The organism is Janthinobacterium sp. BHSEK, assembly GCF_056174685.1.
On the sequence record NZ_JBWBYV010000012.1, the window covers coordinates 1 to 18,214 of the forward strand.

Sequence of the window (18,214 nt, forward strand, 5' to 3'; positions counted from 1 at the left end):
GCGGACGTTCTGTGCCGATGCCGCAAAACTCAGAAATGCGGCGGCCGTCCCGAAAGCGGCCGTGAGCGCGGTGTGGAGCGGGCGTTGCCGCAGCAGGGAAATAACAGGCATGAAGGAAGGTCTCTCAAGAGTGAATTGGTGATTTGCCAGGCAGTCAAATGATAATAATTCTTATTTACATTGACTGCAACAATTCGAGAGATTCTTGTTACTGAAAAGTAACATGATAGGATGGCCGCCTGACTTCCCTATTGGCAACACCGTGCGGCAGCAACGAAATACGTGGGCGCCGGCGGCAATGGAAAGTAACAAGCAGGCAGCAAAAGAAACCAATGGTGGATGGGCTTGCCTGTAGGCGGGCCGCCGGGCGGTGATGCAAGCGGCGGCGGGCGCACCGCTTTATCTGAATGACAGCGCCGCCTTACAGCGTGATGCCAAGGATGACATCCTGGTAGTCGGTACGGCCCACGCGGAAGGTGCGCCGGCCCAGCTGCGCAAAACCGCAGCGCGCATAGAACGCCAGCGCGTCGTGGTTTTCCGCGTACACGCCCAGCAGCACGCGCCCCGCCCCGCCGGCGCGCGCCTGGCTCAGCGCCGCCTGCATCAGGCGCTGGCCCACGCGCCGGCCCTGGAAGCGGTGCAGCAAGTAGATGCGCTTGATTTCCACGTCGTCCGGGCGGGGGTCCGCCACCGGCAGGCTGGCAGGACTGAGCACCAGGTAGCCCACGGGCGCGCCGCCGGGCGTGGCCTCGGCCAGCCACAGGTGCATGGCCGGCAGCGCCAGCCAGTCGCGGTACAGCTGCGCGTCGTGCTGGCGCTGGCAATGGGCGATGACGTCGGCACCATCGAGGATGCCGGCGAACGCCTCAAGAAAAGTAGCCTGTCCCACCAGCGCCAGCGCCTGTTCATCGCCTTTCACGCAAGGTCGGATGGCGATCGCGCTATCCGTATCGCCGTTCATGTCGCTTGCCATAGTCCGCTCCTCAAGGAAAACAAGCCGGGCAAAGCCGGCTTGGGGTGTCATATCGCTGTGTAAGGCCTGACCTTACTTGCCACCCAAAGGCACCTCGCACAGGCAGTGCGTGAGGGCCATGAACGGCTTGTGCTCGCGCGTGATGCCCGACAGCCAGGAGAGGTCCTGCGCTATGCCCAGCGCCGCATCGGCTGGCAAGCCCGTGCCGGCCAGGCCCAGTTTCACGTGCTCGCCCAGCCCCAGCGAGGCCATGGCCTTGGAGCCGAACATGCCGATCAAACGGTCCACGTTCGACGTTTCCTGCTCCAGGTAGGTCACGCGGTAGTCGGTGCCCAGATTGGCGCGCTTGGCGGCCGAGGCCAGCGCATCGCCATAGCTGCCGATGCGGTCGACCAGGTTGCGCTCTTTCGCCTGCAAGCCCGTCCAGACGCGGCCCTGCGCCACGGCATCGATCTTTTCCGGCGTCGTCTTGCGCGCCTTGGCGGCCAGGTTCAGGAAGTCGCCATACACGTGGTTGATCGAGCCCTGGATCACTTGCGCGAAGCGGGGATCGAGCGGACGCAAGGGGTTGCCCGCGTCGGCCAGCCAGGTGGTGGGCGAGCCGGCCGTGTGGATGCCCAGCTTTTCCACCACCTTGTCGGCCGTCGGCAGGATCGCGAACACGCCGATGGAACCCGTGATGGTGGCCGCGTCGGCGATCACTTCGTCGGACGAGGTGCTGATCCAGTAGCCGCCCGAAGCGGCCACGTTACCCATCGAGACGACCACCGGCTTGCCGGCGGCGCGCGTCAGCTCCAGTTCGCGGCGGATCAGTTCCGAGCCGAAGGCGCTGCCGCCCGGCGAATCGACGCGCAGCACGATGGCCTTGATCGACTTGTCTTCGCGTGCCTGGCGGATCAGGCGCGAGGTGGACAGGCCGCCGATGGCGCCCGGCGGCGCGATGCCGTCGCCGATTTCGCCCGAGGCGATGACCACGCCGACGGCGTCGCCGATGTGCACGGGGCGCAAACGCGCCAGGTAATCGGAGTAGTTCACCTGGCGGAAGTTCGTGCCTTCCGTGTTCTTGGCGCCGCGCGCCATCATGAACTGGCGCAGTTCATCGCGCGTTTTCAGGCCGTCGACCAGCTTGGCGTCCAGCGACAGCTTGGCAATGTCGCCGCCGGCGGCCGTCATCAGCGCGGGCAGGTTATCGATCGTTTGCATGATGGCGCCGGCCGGCAGCTTGCGCGCCTTTTCCACGTCCGCCGTGTAGGTGGCCCACAGGCCGTTGTTCAGGTAGCGGTCCGCTTCGGCCGCCGCTTCGGACGGGCCGTTGGCGATGAAGGGCTCGGCCGCGCTTTTATACGTGCCTACTTTCAGCAGGTTGACCGTCACGCCCACCTTGTCGAGCGCGTCGCGGTAGTAATTGCGGTAGCGGCCAAAGCCTTCCAGCATGACGCCGCCCATCGGGTGCAGGAATACCTCGTCGGCCTTGGCCGCCACCAGGTACTGGCGCTGGTTGTAGCTGGAACCCCAGGCCGTCACTTTCTTGCCCGTGGCGCGGAAGCGCTCCACGCCGGCCGCCACTTCGCGCAGCGACGCCAGGCCGCCTCCCTGCAATTCGTCGAGCAGGATCACCATGGAACCGATGTTCTTGTCCTTGCCCGCCGTGTCGAGCACCGCCAGCACGTCACGCAGCTGCACGCTTTTCTTGACTTCGCCGCTGACATTGGCCAGCACGGCCTCGCGCACGCCGCCCGGGGTTTCCTCGACCAGCGGGCCTTGCAAGTCCAGCACCAGGGTGGTCTTGTCCGCCAGGGGCTTGGCGCCGCCGCCAAAGATGGCGATCAGGATGGCGATGACGATCAGCAGGAAAATCAGATTGATGACCGCGCGGCGGGTGGCGTCCAGCGCGCGCCAGAATGCGCCAAAACCGCGGCGTAACGGCGGGAAGGGGTTGAGTGACATCGATGCTCCGTGAGGTTATGTACCTAAAGGAAATCAATATAGCTGAAAATGGCCGCCATCGCCTTGGGATTCGTCTTATTTTGACAAGTATTGCGCGTCCTGGCCGCCCTGCCCTGGCGGCGTGGAAATGAGGAACAGGCCAGCCAGCACCATGGCGCCGTTCAGGATCAGCAGTTCCAGGCCGATGCGGTAATGCTCGAACAGCCGCGCCTGCTCCCCTTCGATCAGCGCGCACAGCAGCGGCCCCGCCACGGCCACCAGCGGCACCCAGCGGTCGCGCACGCCGCGCCGGCTCAGCAGGCCGAAGGCGAACAGACCCAGCAGCGGACCATAGGTATAGCTGGCCAGCTTCAGGATCACGCCTATCATGCTGGGATCGTCAAACCACTTGAAGGCCATGATCAGCACCAGGAACAGGGCCGCAAAACCCAGGTGGACACGGCGGCGCCAGCGCATCTGCGCGGCCGCGCTCAAGTCCGGCCTGCGCTGCACGCCCAGGATGTCGATGCAGAAGGTGGACGTCAAGGCAGTGAGCGCCCCGTCCACGCTGGGAAACAGGGCGGAAACGAGGGCGATGAAAAAGATCAGCTGCACCACGGCGGGGAAGTGCCCCAGCACGACGGCGGGGAACAATTTGTCGCCCGTGGCCGTCACGCCGGCCTGCGGCGCATACAGGTGCAGCAAGCCGCCGAGGAAGAGGAACAGCAGCAGCACACCGGTCAGCACCACGGTCAGGCTCAGCATGTTCTTTTGCGAGTCGCGCAAGGTGCGCACGGAAATGTTCTTTTGCATCATTTCCTGGTCCATGCCCGTCATGGCAATCGTGATGAACATGCCGGCGAGAATGTGCTTCCACACATAGGCGGGGCTGTCCGGGTCGACGTTGAAGATGCGCGTGAGGCCTTGCGCGCGCATGCGCTCCAGGCTGTCGACGAGGGACAGGTCCATTGCGCGCAGCAAAAACACGCTGCAGATGACGAGGCCCGCCAGCATGCACGCCGTTTGCAGGGTATCGGTCCAGACGATGGTCTTCACGCCGCCCTCGTAGGTGTAGAGCAGGATCAGCAGCAGCACGACGCACGACGTCAGCCAGAACGGCACGCCCAGGCTGTCGAGAATGGTGGCTTGCAGGATATTGACCACCAGATACAGCCGCGCCGTGGCGCCCAGCAGCCGCGAGACGATGAAAAACGCCGCCCCGCTCTGGTAGGAGCGCCGGCCCAGACGCACTTCCAGGTAGCGGTAGATGGAGGTCAGCTGCAGCCGGTAGTACAGCGGCAGCAAGATAAAGGTGATGGCCAGGTAGCCGAGCACATAGCCGATCATCAGCTGGATATAGCCGAAGCCGTTGCTGCCCACGGCGCCCGGCACGCTGATGAAGGTCACGCCCGTGAGCGTGGTGCCGACCATGCCGAAAGCCACCAGCATCCAGTTGCTGTCCTTGTTGCCGATGAAAAAACTGTCATTGGTGGCGTGGCGCGAGGTGCGCCATGCCACGCCCAGCAGGATCAGGAAATACGCGAGGACGACGGCAAACAGGATGAGGGGGGACATGGGAGATACGCTGGCGGCAAGGGGAACAGGGGCCGAAATATACAGCAAAGCCCCTGTTTATGCCGGCCTCAGCAGCCAGTCGGTTTGACTTTCTCCACTTCCAGGCCGAACCACGGGCGCAAACGCGTGCCGATGACGTTGCCCAGAAAAGCGCAGACCAGCCACAGCCAGCCGTGCAGGCTGCCCGAGACGATGCCGCTGAAGTAGGCGCCGATATTGCAGCCGTAGGCCAGGCGCGCGCCGTAGCCGAGCAGCAAGCCGCCGACGATGGCGGCGATGATCGAGCGGCGCGGGATGCGCCACACGGGCGCATAGCGGCCGGCCAGGGCCGCCGCCAGCATGGCGCCCAGCACAATGCCGATGTCCATCACGGAAGTCTTGTCCTGCGTCAGCGGCGCGGCCAGGGCGGCCGCGTTGGCCTTGGTCGACCAATAGGCCCAGCTGGCCGTGTCGATGCCGATCGCGGACGCCGCTTTCGCGCCCCACAGGGCGAACGCGGACGTCACGCCCCACGGACGGCCCGACAGCGCCAGGGTGATGAAATTGAGTACGACGAGCGCGATGGCGCCCGCCACCAGCGGCCAGGGGCCATGCAGCCAGGGCGACGCCTGCGACGGGCGCAGGGGCGTCGCGACGAGCTTGCCATGGCGGCGCTTTTCCACCAGCACCGTGATGCCGGCGATCAGCGCGAAGACGAGCCAGTTCAGCGCCAGCGCGGGCACCAGGCCCAGGCTTGTGACGAGGGAAATGGGTTTCAGTTGCGGCAATGCCGTCCAGAACGGCATGTGCGCCGTGCCGATCACGGAGCCGACGATGAAGGCGGCCAGCGTGATGAGCATGCGCGTGCTGCCCCCGCCCACCGTGTACAGCGTGCCGGAAGCGCAGCCGCCGCCCAGCTGCATGCCGATGCCGAAGATAAAGGAGCCGAAGATCACCGAGGTGCCGGCGGGCGACACCAGGCCCGCCACCGGCGTGCCGAACAGGGTGCCGGCCGACAACGCGGGGAAGAACAGCGCCACGCCCACGGCCAGCATCAGCATTTGCGCGCGCAAGCCGTCGCCGCGGCCGTCGGCGATGAAGACGCGCCAGGCTGACGTGAAACCAAACGCCGCGTGATACAGGGTGATGCCGAGCAAGGCGCCCACCACGTACAGCGCGGACTGGGTGGCGCCCACCGTCAGCGCCAGGTACCAGGCGCCGAGCACGATGAGCAACAGGGCGACGCCCAGCGGTTTCGGGTTGATGGCGGCGCGCAGGCGCAGCGGTGACATTGCGGTATCGGACATGGGGAGTATGGGCGAGAGGAAAGTAAACACCATTGTAAACCCTAGTCTCGTCCATACCAGCGACTTGCTTGTAGACTAATGCCCCACCGCATGCATCGACTTTTCGCCGCCCGCACGCACGGGGATGGGATTCAAGCGGTCCATCCGGCCGCTCAAGGCCGTCAAGCCAAAGGCGCCCAGCACGACGATGGCGCCGATCCAGCCCGTGTGCACGAGGCCCAGGTGTTCCACAATGAGGCCGCCGCCCCAGGCGCCGCCGGCGATGCCAAGGTTAAAAGCGGCGATATTCAGGCCGGAGGCGACGTCCACGGCGCTGGGCGTGAAGTGTTCCGCTTGCTGCACCACATACACTTGCAGACCGGCCACGTTACCGAAGGCCACGGCGCCCCACAGCAGCACGGTGATGACGACGAGCACGGGATGCGGCGCCGTGAAGGTCAACAGCAGCAGGACGGCTGCCAGCAGCAGGAAGATCCGTTTCAGGGCGCGCACTGGCCCCTTCCTGTCGGCCAGCTTGCCGCCCCATATATTGCCGAACGCCACGGACACGCCATACACGAGCATCACCGCGCCCACGGCGCCGGCGCTGAAACCCGACACTTGCTGCAAAATCGGCGCCAGATAGGTAAAGGCGATGAAGGAGCCGCCATAGCCGACGGCCGTCATGGCGTACACCAGCAGCAGCCGGGGCTGGCCCAGCACCTGCACTTGCTGCAGCAGCGAGGCGGGCTTGCTGTGTTTGATGGTCGACGGCACGTACAGCAGGCTGCCGACAAAGGCGACCAGGCCCAGGGCCGAGACGGCGAGGAAGGTTTCGCGCCAGCCGAAGTGCTGGCCGATGAAGGTGCCCAGCGGCACGCCCGTCACCAGGGCCACGGTCAAGCCCGTAAACATGATGGCGATCGCGCTGGCCGCCTTGTCCTTGGGCACCAATGATGTGGCGATGGTCGAGCCGATGGAAAAGAACACGCCATGCGCCAGCCCCGTCAGGATGCGGGCGACGACGAGGGTTGCATAGCCCGGTGATTTCCACGCCAGCAAATTGCCCAGGGTGAACAAGACCATCAACGACAGCAACAGGGTTTTGCGCGGGATCTTGCCCGTCAGGGCGGTCAGCACGGGCGCGCCGACGGCGACGCCCAGCGCATACAGGCTGACCAGCAGGCCGGCCGACGGCAGGTTGACGCCCAGGTCGGCGGCGATGGTGGGCAACAGCCCCACGATGACAAACTCGGTGGTTCCGATGGCAAACGCGCTGAGGGTCAGCGCGAGCAAGGCAATGGGCATGACAAACTCCGATAAATGATGTTGGCATGCAGTATCGGGGTTTTCTTTATTCCGAAAAATACCTGATCTGGCAGAAGATAATTGCGCTCAAATCAACAATGTAATGGTCTGCTACACTGGCCGCATCAACACGGGGTCACCACCATGAATTCAGAAAAACTGGCGCTGCTGGTCACGCGCGAAATGCCATACGGGAAATATCAGGGAAGGCTGCTGGCCGACTTGCCGGGACACTATCTGGGCTGGTTCGCGCGCGAGGGCTTCCCCTCGGGCGAACTGGGCAGTTTAATTGCGCTCATGTATGAGCTCGACCACAACGATTTACGCAGCTTGCTCGACCCCTTGCGCACGCGCAAGTCGCCGTGGCGGCCGGGCGAATAGGACGGAGCTTAAATCGCGCGCAGCTTCTTCGCGAGCATGGCGCTGAACTCGCCATTTTCCACGAGCTTTTGCAGCTCGCTGGCGCCGCCGATGAGCACGCCATTGACGAAAACCATGGGAAACGTGGGCCAGCCCGTCCACATTTTCAAGGCATTGCGGCGGTGCCACTGGTTCAGATAACTGCCGTATTGCAGGTACTGGTAGGGCGTGCCCAGCACGTCGAGAATCTTGCGCGCCTTGCGCGGAAACGGATTGAGCGCCATGCCGACCACCACCACCTGGTGCGCGGCGATGGCCGCCTGCACCTCGCGCACGATGTCCTGGTGCTTGCTGCCGATCAAAGGGCGGGCGGCAGGATGGATCTGGGCTTCGTCGAGGGTGGCGCGGGTCATGAAAGTCCTGGGGTCAGTGGCACGTGGCGTGCGGATCATGCATTGTGCCATGCGCACAGGCTCGCGTGCGCTACACTGCGCCTCTTCTCCCCTTACGCGTGAAATAGATGCAAGCAATCACCTCCATGTCTGCATGCCGCACCCGCCGCCTGCTCGGCGCGCTTCTGCTCGCCCTTAGCTGCGCCAGCGCCGTGGCCTCCGCCGATCCCGGCCTGGAGACGGGTTTGCTCCATGCCCTGCACCTGAAAAAGGGCACGACGGAGCGGGTGGGCACCTCCGGCAAGGCCATCGCCGCCTACGTGCGCGAAGGCTACGTCGGCAAGCGCCCGGACCAGCGCTTCGATTACACCGATTACTATCTGCTGAAAAAGCCCGCCAGCTTCATGGGGCATGCACTGGTGCTGATCGAGGAAGAATACATCACGCAATACATCGGCTGCTGCGTCAGCCCCGGCGCGGGCGTGACGGTCAGGGTGCAGGGCAGCACACAGAAGCTGCAAGCGTTCGCCATCGCCCAGCGCTGCACCTTGAGCGACCCCGTCGATATCCGGCAAGCACTGAGCGAGGTTGCCATCCAGGCCCGGCTGCCCCAAGGTCATTACGCGTCCTTGAGCTGCCGCGAACGCGATGCGGAGCGCGAAGAGCCTTGATGGCTGGCAGCCTTCAAAACAGCTCGTCGAGCAGCAAGTGAAATTGCAGCTTGCCTTGATCGATATCAAGGAGCCCATATTGCTCAGCAAACCTTTGCTGTAGCGCGGCGTCCAACTCACCGAGAGCACGCCAGACGATGGCCAGGTCCTGATAACGGTCGGCAACGCCCGCCCGTCCCACGTCGAGGCAGCCAGCAACCTTTCCTTCGTGCATGAGGATATTTTCCAGCGAAAAATCGCCATGCGTGACGACGAAGTCGGGCGCGACGGGCTGGCAATCCTGTAGCGCCGCCCACACCTGCTGCGCCGTCCAGCCTTCCCGTTCAGCATCGAAATCATCGGTGTCGACCAGGCCCGCATCGATGCGCTGGCGCGCCTGGGCCAGCCGGACGGCAGGACCGGCGTCGAACGGACAGCCGGCCACCGGCAGCGCGTGCAGGCGGCGCAGGAAGGCCGCCAGCGCGTCGACCACGGTGGACCTTAGCGCGGGGTTCGCTTCCAGCACCGCAGACGCCGTTGTGCCTGGCAGCGCCGTCATCAGCAGCCATGCCTGCTGCCGGTCCGCCGCCTGGCCGAACTGGACCACGACCGGCACGGGCAGGTGCGGCGCCAGCCAGCGCAGGCGCGCCGCTTCATCGGCCAGGTCGGCGGCGGCAGGCCCCCTGCCGTGCTTCAGGTACAGGTCCGGCGCGCCATCCCTGCCCTGCAGGCGGTAGACGGCGGCATCCGACGCGCCGATGCTGTCGCGCGTCCATTGATAGCCGGCAACGGCGGTGCGCAGGCTGGCGGGCATGGCCTCCGTCACGGAGGTTTGCATGCTGTCGAAGGTACTCATCGCTCTATTCCAGCGGCACGTGCAAACCCATCTTGAGACAGGTCAATGCCACCGAGGTGCGGTAGCGCCGGATATTGTCGTCGCCGCCGAACAGCCGCTCCGTCAGCGCCTCGTACTCGGCCATGCTGCTGGCGGTGATGACCAGCAGGTAATCGGCCTCGCCGGTAATCCCATAGCATTGCTGGATGGCAGGTTCGGCCATGATGCGCGCGCGCATGCCAGCCGTGCGCTGCGGGTGCTCGTCGTGCAGATGCACTTCCACCGTCAGGGTCAAGGGGCGGCCCAGGCGGCTGGCGTCGAGCACCGCCACCTCGCTGCGGATCACCCCGCTCTCGCGCAGGCGGCGGATGCGCCGCTGTACGGCCGGCGCGGACAAATGCACGGCCTGGGCGATTTCGCGCTGCGAAGTCGTATTATCACGCTGCAAGATGTCGAGGATGGCCAGGTCGAAGGCATCGAGGGCGGGCGAAGGCGTGAGCGAAAGTTGCGTCATGGAGGGCAAAATGCAGTGCAAATATCGGAGCAGACACAATAAACTTTCGCTACTTCGATATCAAGCCATTTATCATCATGCCATTACGCCGCTATTCCTCGTTCATTCCCCTGCTCGCCATCCTCGGCTCCGTCACCGCGCTGGGGCTGGGCACCTCATGGGCCAAGCACAGCCTGTTCCCGCTGGTCGGCGCGCAAGGCACGACGGCCGTGCGCGTGGGCTTTTCCGCCTTGCTGCTGTTGCTGTTCTGGCGCCCGTGGCGCTGGCAGCTGAGCCGCGCCGACCTGCGCACGGTGGCCCTGTACGGCGCGGCGCTGGGCTTGACCAACCTGTGCTTCTACATGGCCTTGCGCACGATCCCGTTCGGCATCGCCGTGGCCATCGAGTTTTCCGGGCCGCTGGCCGTGGCCCTGCTGGCCTCGCGCCGCCCGCTCGACTTCGTCTGGGTGGCCCTGGCCGTGGCGGGACTGGCGCTGCTGTTGCCGCTCGGCCACGACATCAGCAATCTCGACCCCACGGGCGTGCTGTTCGCTCTGGGCGCGGCCGTCTGCTGGGCCTCGTACATCGTCTTCGGCAAGCGCGCCAGCCATTTGCATGCGGGCCATTCGGTATCCCTGGGCCTGACCATGGCCGCGCTGGTGGTGGTGCCCGTGGGCGTGATGCACAGCGGCGCCGCCCTGCTCTCGCCCGTCGTGCTGGGCATCGGCCTGGGGGTAGCGCTCATTTCCAGCGCGATACCGATCTCGCTGGAAATGGTGGCCCTGAAACGGCTGACGCCGCAAGCGTTCGGCATCATGAGCAGCATGGAACCGGCCGTGGCCGCCATGCTGGCCTTCATCCTGCTCGATGAACGCCTGGACGCGGCGCAATGGCTGGCCATCGCCATGATCATGGCCGCGTCCATGGGCAGCTCGTACATGGCGCAGCGCCAGAGACGGGCGCCGGCCGCCGCCGTGCATACCTGAGTCCTCCCTATCCTTAATGCGCGGCCGCCCCAGCCACGTGGGCGGCCAAGTTCTTGCGTGCCAGCCACGCCAGCGGCAGCAAGGCCAGCAAGGCGGCGGCCACACCGGCCCACGGCGACGACGCCATCAGCTGGCGCGACACCATCAGCGCACCGAGCATGGAACCGAAGGAAATGCCGAGATTAAACGCGGAAATGTTCAGGCCCGAGGCAAAATCGACGGCTTGCGGCGTGTAGCGCTCGGCCGTGGCCAGCATGCCGGCCTGCAAGGCAGGCGACAGGCCGAAGGCGAACACGCCCCAGACGAACAGCATCACCGTCATCATCCATGGCGAGCTGATGCTCAAGGCCACGCCCACTTGCGTGGCGGCCAGCAACAGCAGCATCAATCGCAGCGCCTTTTGCCAGCCCAGGTGGCTGGTCAGATAGCCGCCCGCCAGGTTGCCGGCAAAGGTGGCGATGCCGAACACGATCAGCAAGGCGCTGGCCATGGTGGCGGAAAAGCCCGTCACATCCGTCAGGATGGGCGTAATAAACGTGAAGGCCGCAAAGCTGCTGCCAAAGCCGAACGTGGTCACGGCCATCATCGTCAGAATGGGGCCGCTGCCGAGGGCTGCCAGCTGCGTCATGGCCTTGCCGCCCTTGCCCTGCTGCAAACCGGCCGGCAGCCAGCGCGCCATGGCGCCCAGCCCCACGGCGGCCAAGACCACTACGGCAAAGAAGGGCAAGCGCCAGCCCATCAGGTTGCCGAGGAAACTGCCGAAGGGCACGCCGATCACCATGGCCAGGGTCAGTCCCGCGAACATCACGGAAATCGCCCTGCCCGCCTGCGCCTTGGGCACCAGGCTGGCCGCCACGGTGGCGCCGATGGCAAAGAAAGTGCCGTGCGCCACGGCCGTGATGACCCGTCCCGCCAGCAGCAGTTCGAACGTGTGGGAAAAGGCGGCCAGCAGATTGCCGGCGAGGAACACGCTCATCAGCCCCAGCAAGGCCGCCTTGCGCGGCAGGCGCGACATCAGCAGCACCAGCAGCGGCGTGCCGATGGCCAGCGCCAGCGCATACAGGCTGACCAGCGAGCCGGCCGATTCGATGGAAATGTGCAAATCCTTCGCGATGGCGGGCAGGATGCCCACGACGATGAATTCGGTCACGCCGATGGCGAAGGCGCCGACGGCCAGCGCCAGCACGCCGGGCGGCATGCTGCTGGCTGAAGGGGAAACAGGGGCTGCGGTGGTCATGATGGCTCCAACAAGGGTTCAAGCGGGCCAGTGTATCGAGATAAATACTTTTGATATAGACTCTAATAATGGAAACACCTGTGAAATGGATTCAATAATGGCCAGGCAAGACATCAACCGCGCGTTCGAGATGGCCGTGTTCGTGGCCGTGGTGGAAACGGGCGCCTTTTCCGCCGCCGCGCGCCGCCTGGCCTTGACGCCGTCGGCCGTCAGCAAGCTCGTCAACCGCCTGGAAGCACGGCTGGGCGCCCGCCTGCTCCAGCGCAGCACGCGCCAGCTGCACACCACGCCCGAGGGCGACGCCTTCTTCGTGCAGTGCAAGCGCATCCTCGACGATATCGATGGCGCCGAGCGCGAAGCATCGCAGGGCGCGGCGCCGCGCGGACGCCTGCGCATCAACTGTTTCGTGCCGTTCGGCGTGCGCCATCTGCTGCCCATCCTGCCCGAGTTCGCGCAGCGCTATCCCGACATCGTGCTTGACGTCGTCGTCAGCGACGCCATCGTCGACCTGCTGGAAGACCGCACCGACATCGCCATCCGCACGGGCCAGCTGAAGGCATCGAACCTGGTGGCGCGCAAACTCGGCGAGGACGCGATGGTGGTGGTGGCGTCGCCCGCCTACGCGGCCCGGCACGGCTTGCCGCGCACGCCGCAGGAATTGTCCGAACACAATTTATTGGCCTTCAACTTCCGCTGCCAGAACGAAACCTGGCCCTTCCTCGATGGGGAAGGAAATACACTGCAGGTGGCGCCGCAGGGCAATACCTGCGTCAGCGATGGCGAAAGCATGCGCCAGCTGGTGCTGGCGGGCATGGGCCTGGGACGCTTTTCGCGCCAGCACGTGCAGCGCGACATCGAGCAAGGCCAACTCATACCCGTGCTGCAGGACTACAATCCGGGCGACAAGGAACTCGTGCACGCCGTCTTCGTGGGACCGGGCTTGCAAGTGCCGGCCAGGGTGCGCGTGATGCTCGACTATCTGCTGGAAAAAGTGCAACTGGGATGAGCGCCGCCCGCCGGCATCGCGTCTTATAATCGGCCATATCGTTGAAACCCCAGGGAGCCGCGCCATGCATGACGACTTGATCCGCACCTTGCAAACCCGCTTCAGCCGGCACATGCACCGCCATCCGGGATGGACCTGGGACAAGGTGCTGGCGCGCTTGAGCGCCGCTCCCGCCAGCCTGGCGGTATTGCGGCACATGGAAGACACGGGCGGCGAGCCGGACGTCATCGGGCACGCCGGCGAGACGGACGCCGTCACGTTTTGCGATTGTTCAGCAGAAAGCCCGATCGGCCGGCGCAGCCTGTGTTTCGACGCGGCGGCCCTGGCTGCGCGCAAGGCCAACAAGCCGGCCGGCAGCGCCATGGCCATGGCGCAGGCGATGAGCATCGCCTTGCTGACGCAGGCGCAGTACCGGCAGTTGCAGGAGCTGGAACCGTTCGACCGCAAGACCTCGAGCTGGATCGCGACGCCGGACAGCATCCGGGCGCTGGGCGGCGCCCTGTTTTGCGACCGCCGCTATGACCAGGTCTTCGTGTATCACAACGGCGCCGAATCGTATTATGCGAGCCGGGGCTTTCGCGGACTGCTGCGGGTCTGACCGGTCCCTCAGGCCAGCTCTTCCAGCCGCAACTGCCGCCCCTCGCCCAGCATCACTTCGAATTCCGCCGCCGGCACGGCCGGGCTGAACAGATAGCCTTGCAGCTGGTCGCAGCCGAGTTCGCGCAGGAAGCGCATCTGCTCGGCCGTTTCCACCCCTTCGGCAACGATTTCCTGGCGCAGCTGCTGCGCCATGGTGACGATGGCGCGGGCGATGGCGCAATCGTTTTCCTCGAAGGGCAAGCCGATGACGAAGGAGCGGTCGATTTTCAGGGTGCTGATGGGAAATTTCTTCAGGTACGCCAGGCTGGAATAGCCGGTGCCGAAGTCGTCCAGCGCCAGCGCCAGGCCCATGGCCACCAGCTGGTTCATGATGTCGATCACCTTGTCGGCCCCGCGCATCAAGAGGCTTTCCGTGATTTCCAGCATGATCTGGTCGGGCCGCACGCCGTAGCGCTCGAGCACGGCCGCTATGCGCGCCGGCAACTGTTCATCGAACTGGCGCGCCGACAGGTTGACGGCGATGGCCGGCATGTGCAGGCCCCGGTCTTCCCAGCTGCGAATCTGCCGGCAAGCCTCATCCAGCACCCAGGTGCCCAGTTCCAGAATCAGACTGGTTTCCTCGGCGACGGGGATGAAGACGCCGGGCGAGACCATGCCGCGCATCGGATGCTTCCAGCGCAGCAAGGCTTCCGCGCCCACGATGCGTCCGCTGGCCAGGCTCACCTTCGGCTGGTAATGCAATTCCAGTTCCTTGTCGCCCAGGGCCAAACGCATTTCGCTTTCCAGGCGCAAATGTTCCTTTGCCCTGCGGTTCATGTCTTCGCGATAAAACAGGAAGGTCGATTCAATCGTCTGCCCCGCCTTGGACACGGCCACGTCGGCAAAGCGGAACAGGGCCGGCGCTTCCAGGCCGTCTTCCGGATACACGGTGATGCCGATGCTGGCGCCCACGTGCAGCGCGTGCGCATCGATATTGATCGGCGCTTCCAGCAGGTTGAGCAGCTTTTGCGCCACGTTGGCCGCGTGTTCGCGCTTTTCGATGTGCAGCAGGGCCACGACGAATTTGCTGTTGTCGACGCGCGCCAGGATGTCGGCGTCGCGCAGGGCGCCGCGGAACAGCTGGCCGATGGCGATCACCAGCTGGTCGCCCACTTCATGGCCCAGGGTATCGCTGATGGAACCGATGCGGCTGATGTCGATGACCATCAGCGCGCCATGCGTGCCTTGCCGTTTCGCTTCGGCCAGGCCCTGGTCGACCAATTGGTTCAGCAGGCAGCGGTTGGGCAAGCCCGTCAAGCTGTCGTAGTTGGCCATGCGCTGCATGCGCGCTTCCGCATCCTTGTGCACCGAGATATCGGAAAACAGGGAAAACACGTGGCTGATTTCGCCATACTCGTCGCGCACGACGCTGATGGTGACGTCTTGCGGGAACAGTTCGCCATTCTTGCGCTTGCCGATGATTTCGCCGCGCCAGGAACCGTGTCCGCGCATGGCGGCGCGCACCTTGGCGCGGAAATCGGGGTCGTGCACGCCCGAGCGCAACAGATCGGGCGTGCGGCCGATGGCCTCGGCCGGCGAATAGCCGGTGATGCGGGAAAACGAGCTGTTGATCGAGACGATGCGCTCTTCCGCATCCGTGATCAGCACGGCTTGCTCGCTGTCTTCAATGATGCGTGCATGCAACCTGACCTTGTCCACGTCGGACAGCGGCTCGCTCATGGCCGACAGGCGCACGGCCATGCCGCAGCCCTTGCCCGCCTGGTCGTGGATCACGTGGCGGTGCATGCGCAGCCACGTCACCATGCCCGACTTCTTGCGCCGGCGCACATCGGTGGCCACGTCGCCCTGGGTGAAATGCAGCTCCAGCACGCTCGCTTCCGCGTCGTCTTCCGGATACAGGAACAGGATGTGCTGACCCAGCGCTTCCAGTTCGGAATAGCCGAACATCTGTTCGGCGCCATGGTTCCAGCCGATCAAAAAGCCGTCGGGATCGATTTCCAGCAAGGCGTCGGCCGGCGCCACGCGCACCACGGGCCGGCTGGCGCCGCGCAGCCGCTCCAGCTCTTCCTCCAGCCGCGCCAGGGTGGCGGCCTGCTGCGGCCCCGCCTGTTCACGGGCATCCTGGGCCAGGCGCAGGCACAGCGCGACCTTCGCCTCAAGCATGGCAACCCCACGCTTGGGCCAGGTCAGGGGAACGTTTCAGGGGCGCTGCGGTGTGTGTAATCATCAAAATCCCACTGTGGGGCGTGGAGGTCGGGCGGAAATACTGTGAATATGGTAACTTAAAAATGTTGGCGTATGTCAACATTTTAAGGCCTACGCCGAATGGCCAGGCAGATGCTGCGCCAGGCGGGCAAACACATCCGGTTCACGCATGCGCGCCATCCACCAGCGCAGCGCGGCGCCATCCTCGCCCACGCGCCAGGCCAGGTAAAACGTTTCCGACGGTTTCGGTTCTTCCACGGCCTTTTCCACCAGCAAGCCGCGCGCGATGGCGGCGCGCGCGCATGGTCCCGGCAGGAAGCCGAAACCCAGCCCCAGCACCTGGTAATCGAACTTGACCTGCATGTTGGGCACGCTCAAGGCGTCTTGTCCCAGCAGCAGCCCCACCGTGCGCGGCGCCATCTGGCGCGCCGAATCGGCCACCACCACGGCCCGGTGCTGCTGCAGGTGGCCGCGCGACAAGGGTTCCGGCACCTGCGCCAGCGGATGCGTGGGCGCCACGGCAAAGACGAAGTCGAGCATGCCGATCGGCTGCGCGATATAGCCGCCGCCGGCCGGCCCGTCGCCGGGCGCGCCCACCAGCAAGTCGGCGCGCCGGTCCAGCAGCGCTTCCCAGGTACCCGACAGGGTGTCTTGCGACAGGCGCAGGCGCGTCTGCTGCGCCACATCGTAAAAGGCGCGCACGTCATCGGCCAGGGCCACGGCGGAAAACATGGAATCGATACCGATGGACAATTCCGTTTCCCAGCCGGACGCCACCCTGCGCACGCGGTGCTCGAGGTCCTGCGCCGCCTTCAGCAGATAGCGGCCCTCTTTCAGCAATTCCTGGCCGGCCGCCGTCAGCATGACTTTCGGGCCATTGCGCTGGAACACCTGCACGCCCAGGTCGTCTTCCAGCTTGGCCACCGTATAGGAAATGGTAGACGGGACTTTATGCAGCTCCTTGCCGGCGGACGAGAACGATCCGCGGCGGTCGATGGCGTCGACGATTTGCAGGGCTTCCAGGCTCAGTCTTAACATTCGATTTTTTCGATCATAGCTCGGTAGATTTTCCGTTTTTCTTTCTCGGCTGGGCGCCCTATACTTTCTCCATCGTACAGCGAAGGGCAGAAAGAAGCCGGGGCATAGCGCCAGGCAACGGTCCTTCGAAATTATCGCACATTAACCTTTAGAAACGGAGTCCACCATGTTACAGATTCGTCATAGCGAAGAACGCGGCGCCGCCAACCACGGCTGGCTCAATTCCCACCACAGCTTTTCCTTCGGCAGCTACCACGATCCGCTGCACATGGGCTTTGGTCCCTTGCTGGTGATCAATGAAGACCGGGTCACGCCAGGCCAGGGTTTCGGCACGCACGGCCACCGCGACATGGAAATCATTTCGTATGTGCTCGACGGCGCGCTCGAACACAAGGACAGCATGGGCACCGGTTCCGTGCTGCACTACGGCGATGTGCAGCGCATGAGCGCCGGCAGCGGCGTGCGCCACAGCGAGTTCAACCATTCGGCGACGGATGGCTTGCACTTCCTGCAGATCTGGATCCAGCCGAACGTGACGGGCATTCCCCCCAGCTATGAAGAAAAACACTTCACGCCGGAAAGCAAACGGGGCAAGCTGCGCTTGATCGCCTCTTCCGACGGCCGCCAGGGTTCCGTGCTGATCCACCAGGATGCGGCCATCTACGCCAGCATCCTGCAGGAAGGCGAGCAAGCCGAACATGCGCTGGACGAAGGCCGCCTCGCCTACGTGCACCTGATCCGCGGCAGCCTGGTCGTCAACGGCACGCCCTTGAAGGCGGGCGACGCGCTGAAATTGACGCAGGAAGTGGCCGTGACCATCACGCAAGCAGAGGACGCAGAGTTTCTGGTCTTCGATTTACCGAAATAATTAATAAATACAAAGAAAGAGAAAATCATGGAAAACAGAACCAACGTATTGCTGCCCCTCGGCCGTGCCGCCCTTGGCGTGCTGTTCTTTGTTTCGGGCTTGCTGAAAATCGGCGGCTTTGCGGGCGTGGCCGGCTACATGGCCAGCCAGGGCTTGCCGATCGCCAATATCTTGCTGGTGGGCGTGATCGTGCTGGAAGTGGGCGGCGGCCTGCTGCTGATCACGGGCTGGCAGGCGCGCTGGGCGGCGCTGGCCCTGGCGCTGTTCCTGATCCCGACGACGCTCATCTTCCACGCCTTCTGGAGCGCCGATGCGGCCCACTTCCAGGACCAGCTGACGAACTTCCTGAAGAACCTGTCCATCTTCGGCGGCATGCTCTTGCTGGTGGAGCGCGGTTTTCGCCAGGCCAAGTGAGGCCAAGGTTGCCTGGCCGGACGGGCCCGTCACGTACGGGGTCCGCCCGGCCGGCAGCCTGTCACCGTTTTGTCATCAAGCTG

The 18,214-nt window shown here is 64.6% G+C and carries 18 protein-coding genes; 7 read left to right on the forward strand and 11 right to left on the reverse strand.

Annotated features, from left to right (window positions below; all coding sequences use genetic code 11):
- Window positions 1-421: 421 nt before the first annotated feature.
- The 5 genes from AC0V2Y_RS04615 to AC0V2Y_RS04635 all read right to left on the reverse strand — a co-directional run bounded on the left by AC0V2Y_RS04615 (window position 422) and on the right by AC0V2Y_RS04635 (window position 7,047).
- Complete coding sequence (locus tag AC0V2Y_RS04615; RefSeq protein ID WP_475415349.1) at window positions 422-973, reverse strand: N-acetyltransferase family protein; 552 nt, start codon at window positions 971-973, stop codon at window positions 422-424.
- A 72-nt stretch (window positions 974-1,045) separates the two neighbouring features.
- Window positions 1,046-2,920, reverse strand: coding sequence for a signal peptide peptidase SppA (gene sppA / locus AC0V2Y_RS04620; RefSeq protein ID WP_475415350.1), 1,875 nt, complete (start codon window positions 2,918-2,920; stop codon window positions 1,046-1,048).
- A gap of 75 nt (window positions 2,921-2,995) precedes the next feature.
- Complete coding sequence (locus tag AC0V2Y_RS04625; RefSeq protein WP_475415351.1) at window positions 2,996-4,474, reverse strand: sodium:solute symporter; 1,479 nt, start codon at window positions 4,472-4,474, stop codon at window positions 2,996-2,998.
- Between the two features lie 68 nt (window positions 4,475-4,542).
- Window positions 4,543-5,760 (reverse strand): YeeE/YedE family protein, encoded by a 1,218-nt coding sequence (locus AC0V2Y_RS04630; protein ID WP_475415352.1) that lies wholly within the window; start codon window positions 5,758-5,760, stop codon window positions 4,543-4,545.
- Between the two features lie 75 nt (window positions 5,761-5,835).
- A complete protein-coding gene (locus AC0V2Y_RS04635; RefSeq protein ID WP_475415353.1) occupies window positions 5,836-7,047 on the reverse strand; it encodes an MFS transporter in 1,212 nt (403 codons plus the stop codon).
- Window positions 7,048-7,191: 144 nt separating this feature from the next.
- Between AC0V2Y_RS04635 and AC0V2Y_RS04640 the strand changes: the two genes are divergently transcribed.
- A complete protein-coding gene (locus AC0V2Y_RS04640; RefSeq protein WP_034749909.1) occupies window positions 7,192-7,428 on the forward strand; it encodes a DUF3820 family protein in 237 nt (78 codons plus the stop codon).
- Between the two features lie 8 nt (window positions 7,429-7,436).
- On the opposite strand, the gene AC0V2Y_RS04645 is transcribed toward AC0V2Y_RS04640, so the two are convergent.
- Window positions 7,437-7,820 carry a glutaredoxin domain-containing protein gene (locus AC0V2Y_RS04645; protein ID WP_475415354.1) on the reverse strand — a complete coding sequence of 128 codons (384 nt, stop codon included), beginning with the start codon at window positions 7,818-7,820 and terminating at the stop codon, window positions 7,437-7,439.
- A gap of 125 nt (window positions 7,821-7,945) precedes the next feature.
- Between AC0V2Y_RS04645 and AC0V2Y_RS04650 the strand changes: the two genes are divergently transcribed.
- Window positions 7,946-8,470 (forward strand): hypothetical protein, encoded by a 525-nt coding sequence (locus AC0V2Y_RS04650; protein ID WP_475415355.1) that lies wholly within the window; start codon window positions 7,946-7,948, stop codon window positions 8,468-8,470.
- Window positions 8,471-8,483: 13 nt separating this feature from the next.
- On the opposite strand, the gene AC0V2Y_RS04655 is transcribed toward AC0V2Y_RS04650, so the two are convergent.
- Entirely contained in the window at window positions 8,484-9,305 is an 822-nt protein-coding gene (locus AC0V2Y_RS04655; protein ID WP_475415356.1) for an APH(3') family aminoglycoside O-phosphotransferase, read from the reverse strand.
- A gap of 4 nt (window positions 9,306-9,309) precedes the next feature.
- Window positions 9,310-9,798, reverse strand: a complete 489-nt coding sequence (locus AC0V2Y_RS04660; protein ID WP_475415357.1) for an Lrp/AsnC family transcriptional regulator — start codon at window positions 9,796-9,798, stop codon at window positions 9,310-9,312.
- A 77-nt stretch (window positions 9,799-9,875) separates the two neighbouring features.
- On the opposite strand from AC0V2Y_RS04660, the gene AC0V2Y_RS04665 reads away from it, so the two are divergent.
- On the forward strand, window positions 9,876-10,763 hold the full coding sequence (locus tag AC0V2Y_RS04665; RefSeq protein ID WP_475415358.1) for an EamA family transporter: 888 nt from the start codon (window positions 9,876-9,878) through the stop codon (window positions 10,761-10,763).
- Window positions 10,764-10,776: 13 nt separating this feature from the next.
- Here AC0V2Y_RS04665 and AC0V2Y_RS04670 read toward each other — a convergent pair whose 3' ends face one another.
- Entirely contained in the window at window positions 10,777-12,000 is a 1,224-nt protein-coding gene (locus tag AC0V2Y_RS04670) for an MFS transporter (RefSeq protein WP_475415359.1), read from the reverse strand.
- A 97-nt stretch (window positions 12,001-12,097) separates the two neighbouring features.
- Between AC0V2Y_RS04670 and AC0V2Y_RS04675 the strand changes: the two genes are divergently transcribed.
- Both AC0V2Y_RS04675 and AC0V2Y_RS04680 read left to right on the forward strand, forming a co-directional pair.
- Window positions 12,098-13,006 (forward strand): LysR family transcriptional regulator, encoded by a 909-nt coding sequence (locus AC0V2Y_RS04675; protein WP_475415360.1) that lies wholly within the window; start codon window positions 12,098-12,100, stop codon window positions 13,004-13,006.
- Window positions 13,007-13,070: 64 nt separating this feature from the next.
- The gene (locus AC0V2Y_RS04680; protein ID WP_475415361.1) at window positions 13,071-13,604 is read left to right on the forward strand and encodes a DUF4256 domain-containing protein; all 534 of its coding nucleotides are present in this window, start codon (window positions 13,071-13,073) and stop codon (window positions 13,602-13,604) included.
- 8 nt (window positions 13,605-13,612) lie between these two features.
- Here AC0V2Y_RS04680 and AC0V2Y_RS04685 read toward each other — a convergent pair whose 3' ends face one another.
- Window positions 13,613-15,769 (reverse strand): putative bifunctional diguanylate cyclase/phosphodiesterase, encoded by a 2,157-nt coding sequence (locus AC0V2Y_RS04685; RefSeq protein ID WP_475415362.1) that lies wholly within the window; start codon window positions 15,767-15,769, stop codon window positions 13,613-13,615.
- A 153-nt stretch (window positions 15,770-15,922) separates the two neighbouring features.
- Complete coding sequence (locus AC0V2Y_RS04690) at window positions 15,923-16,849, reverse strand: LysR family transcriptional regulator (RefSeq protein WP_475415363.1); 927 nt, start codon at window positions 16,847-16,849, stop codon at window positions 15,923-15,925.
- Between the two features lie 166 nt (window positions 16,850-17,015).
- On the opposite strand from AC0V2Y_RS04690, the gene AC0V2Y_RS04695 reads away from it, so the two are divergent.
- Together AC0V2Y_RS04695 and AC0V2Y_RS04700 are read left to right on the forward strand one after the other, a co-directional pair.
- Window positions 17,016-17,717, forward strand: a complete 702-nt coding sequence (locus AC0V2Y_RS04695) for a pirin family protein (protein WP_475415364.1) — start codon at window positions 17,016-17,018, stop codon at window positions 17,715-17,717.
- Between the two features lie 27 nt (window positions 17,718-17,744).
- Window positions 17,745-18,131, forward strand: coding sequence for a DoxX family protein (locus tag AC0V2Y_RS04700; protein WP_429237955.1), 387 nt, complete (start codon window positions 17,745-17,747; stop codon window positions 18,129-18,131).
- The last annotated feature ends 83 nt before the right edge of the window (window positions 18,132-18,214 follow it).

Excerpts from the sequence above, each read along its gene's own strand:
- AC0V2Y_RS04615 (WP_475415349.1), bottom strand. The coding sequence starts at position 973 with ATGGCAAGCGACATGAACGGCGATACGGATAGCGCGATCGCCATCCGA.
- AC0V2Y_RS04625 (WP_475415351.1), bottom strand. The coding sequence starts at position 4,474 with ATGTCCCCCCTCATCCTGTTTGCCGTCGTCCTCGCGTATTTCCTGATC.
- AC0V2Y_RS04670 (WP_475415359.1), bottom strand. The coding sequence starts at position 12,000 with ATGACCACCGCAGCCCCTGTTTCCCCTTCAGCCAGCAGCATGCCGCCC.
- AC0V2Y_RS04645 (WP_475415354.1), bottom strand. The coding sequence starts at position 7,820 with ATGACCCGCGCCACCCTCGACGAAGCCCAGATCCATCCTGCCGCCCGC.
- AC0V2Y_RS04680 (WP_475415361.1), top strand. The coding sequence starts at position 13,071 with ATGCATGACGACTTGATCCGCACCTTGCAAACCCGCTTCAGCCGGCAC.
- AC0V2Y_RS04700 (WP_429237955.1), top strand. The coding sequence starts at position 17,745 with ATGGAAAACAGAACCAACGTATTGCTGCCCCTCGGCCGTGCCGCCCTT.
- AC0V2Y_RS04630 (WP_475415352.1), bottom strand. The coding sequence starts at position 5,760 with ATGTCCGATACCGCAATGTCACCGCTGCGCCTGCGCGCCGCCATCAAC.
- AC0V2Y_RS04635 (WP_475415353.1), bottom strand. The coding sequence starts at position 7,047 with ATGCCCATTGCCTTGCTCGCGCTGACCCTCAGCGCGTTTGCCATCGGA.
- AC0V2Y_RS04650 (WP_475415355.1), top strand. The coding sequence starts at position 7,946 with ATGTCTGCATGCCGCACCCGCCGCCTGCTCGGCGCGCTTCTGCTCGCC.
- AC0V2Y_RS04675 (WP_475415360.1), top strand. The coding sequence starts at position 12,098 with ATGGCCAGGCAAGACATCAACCGCGCGTTCGAGATGGCCGTGTTCGTG.
- AC0V2Y_RS04655 (WP_475415356.1), bottom strand. The coding sequence starts at position 9,305 with ATGAGTACCTTCGACAGCATGCAAACCTCCGTGACGGAGGCCATGCCC.
- AC0V2Y_RS04685 (WP_475415362.1), bottom strand. The coding sequence starts at position 15,769 with ATGCTTGAGGCGAAGGTCGCGCTGTGCCTGCGCCTGGCCCAGGATGCC.
- sppA (WP_475415350.1), bottom strand. The coding sequence starts at position 2,920 with ATGTCACTCAACCCCTTCCCGCCGTTACGCCGCGGTTTTGGCGCATTC.
- AC0V2Y_RS04665 (WP_475415358.1), top strand. The coding sequence starts at position 9,876 with ATGCCATTACGCCGCTATTCCTCGTTCATTCCCCTGCTCGCCATCCTC.
- AC0V2Y_RS04690 (WP_475415363.1), bottom strand. The coding sequence starts at position 16,849 with ATGTTAAGACTGAGCCTGGAAGCCCTGCAAATCGTCGACGCCATCGAC.
- AC0V2Y_RS04640 (WP_034749909.1), top strand. The coding sequence starts at position 7,192 with ATGAATTCAGAAAAACTGGCGCTGCTGGTCACGCGCGAAATGCCATAC.
- AC0V2Y_RS04660 (WP_475415357.1), bottom strand. The coding sequence starts at position 9,798 with ATGACGCAACTTTCGCTCACGCCTTCGCCCGCCCTCGATGCCTTCGAC.
- AC0V2Y_RS04695 (WP_475415364.1), top strand. The coding sequence starts at position 17,016 with ATGTTACAGATTCGTCATAGCGAAGAACGCGGCGCCGCCAACCACGGC.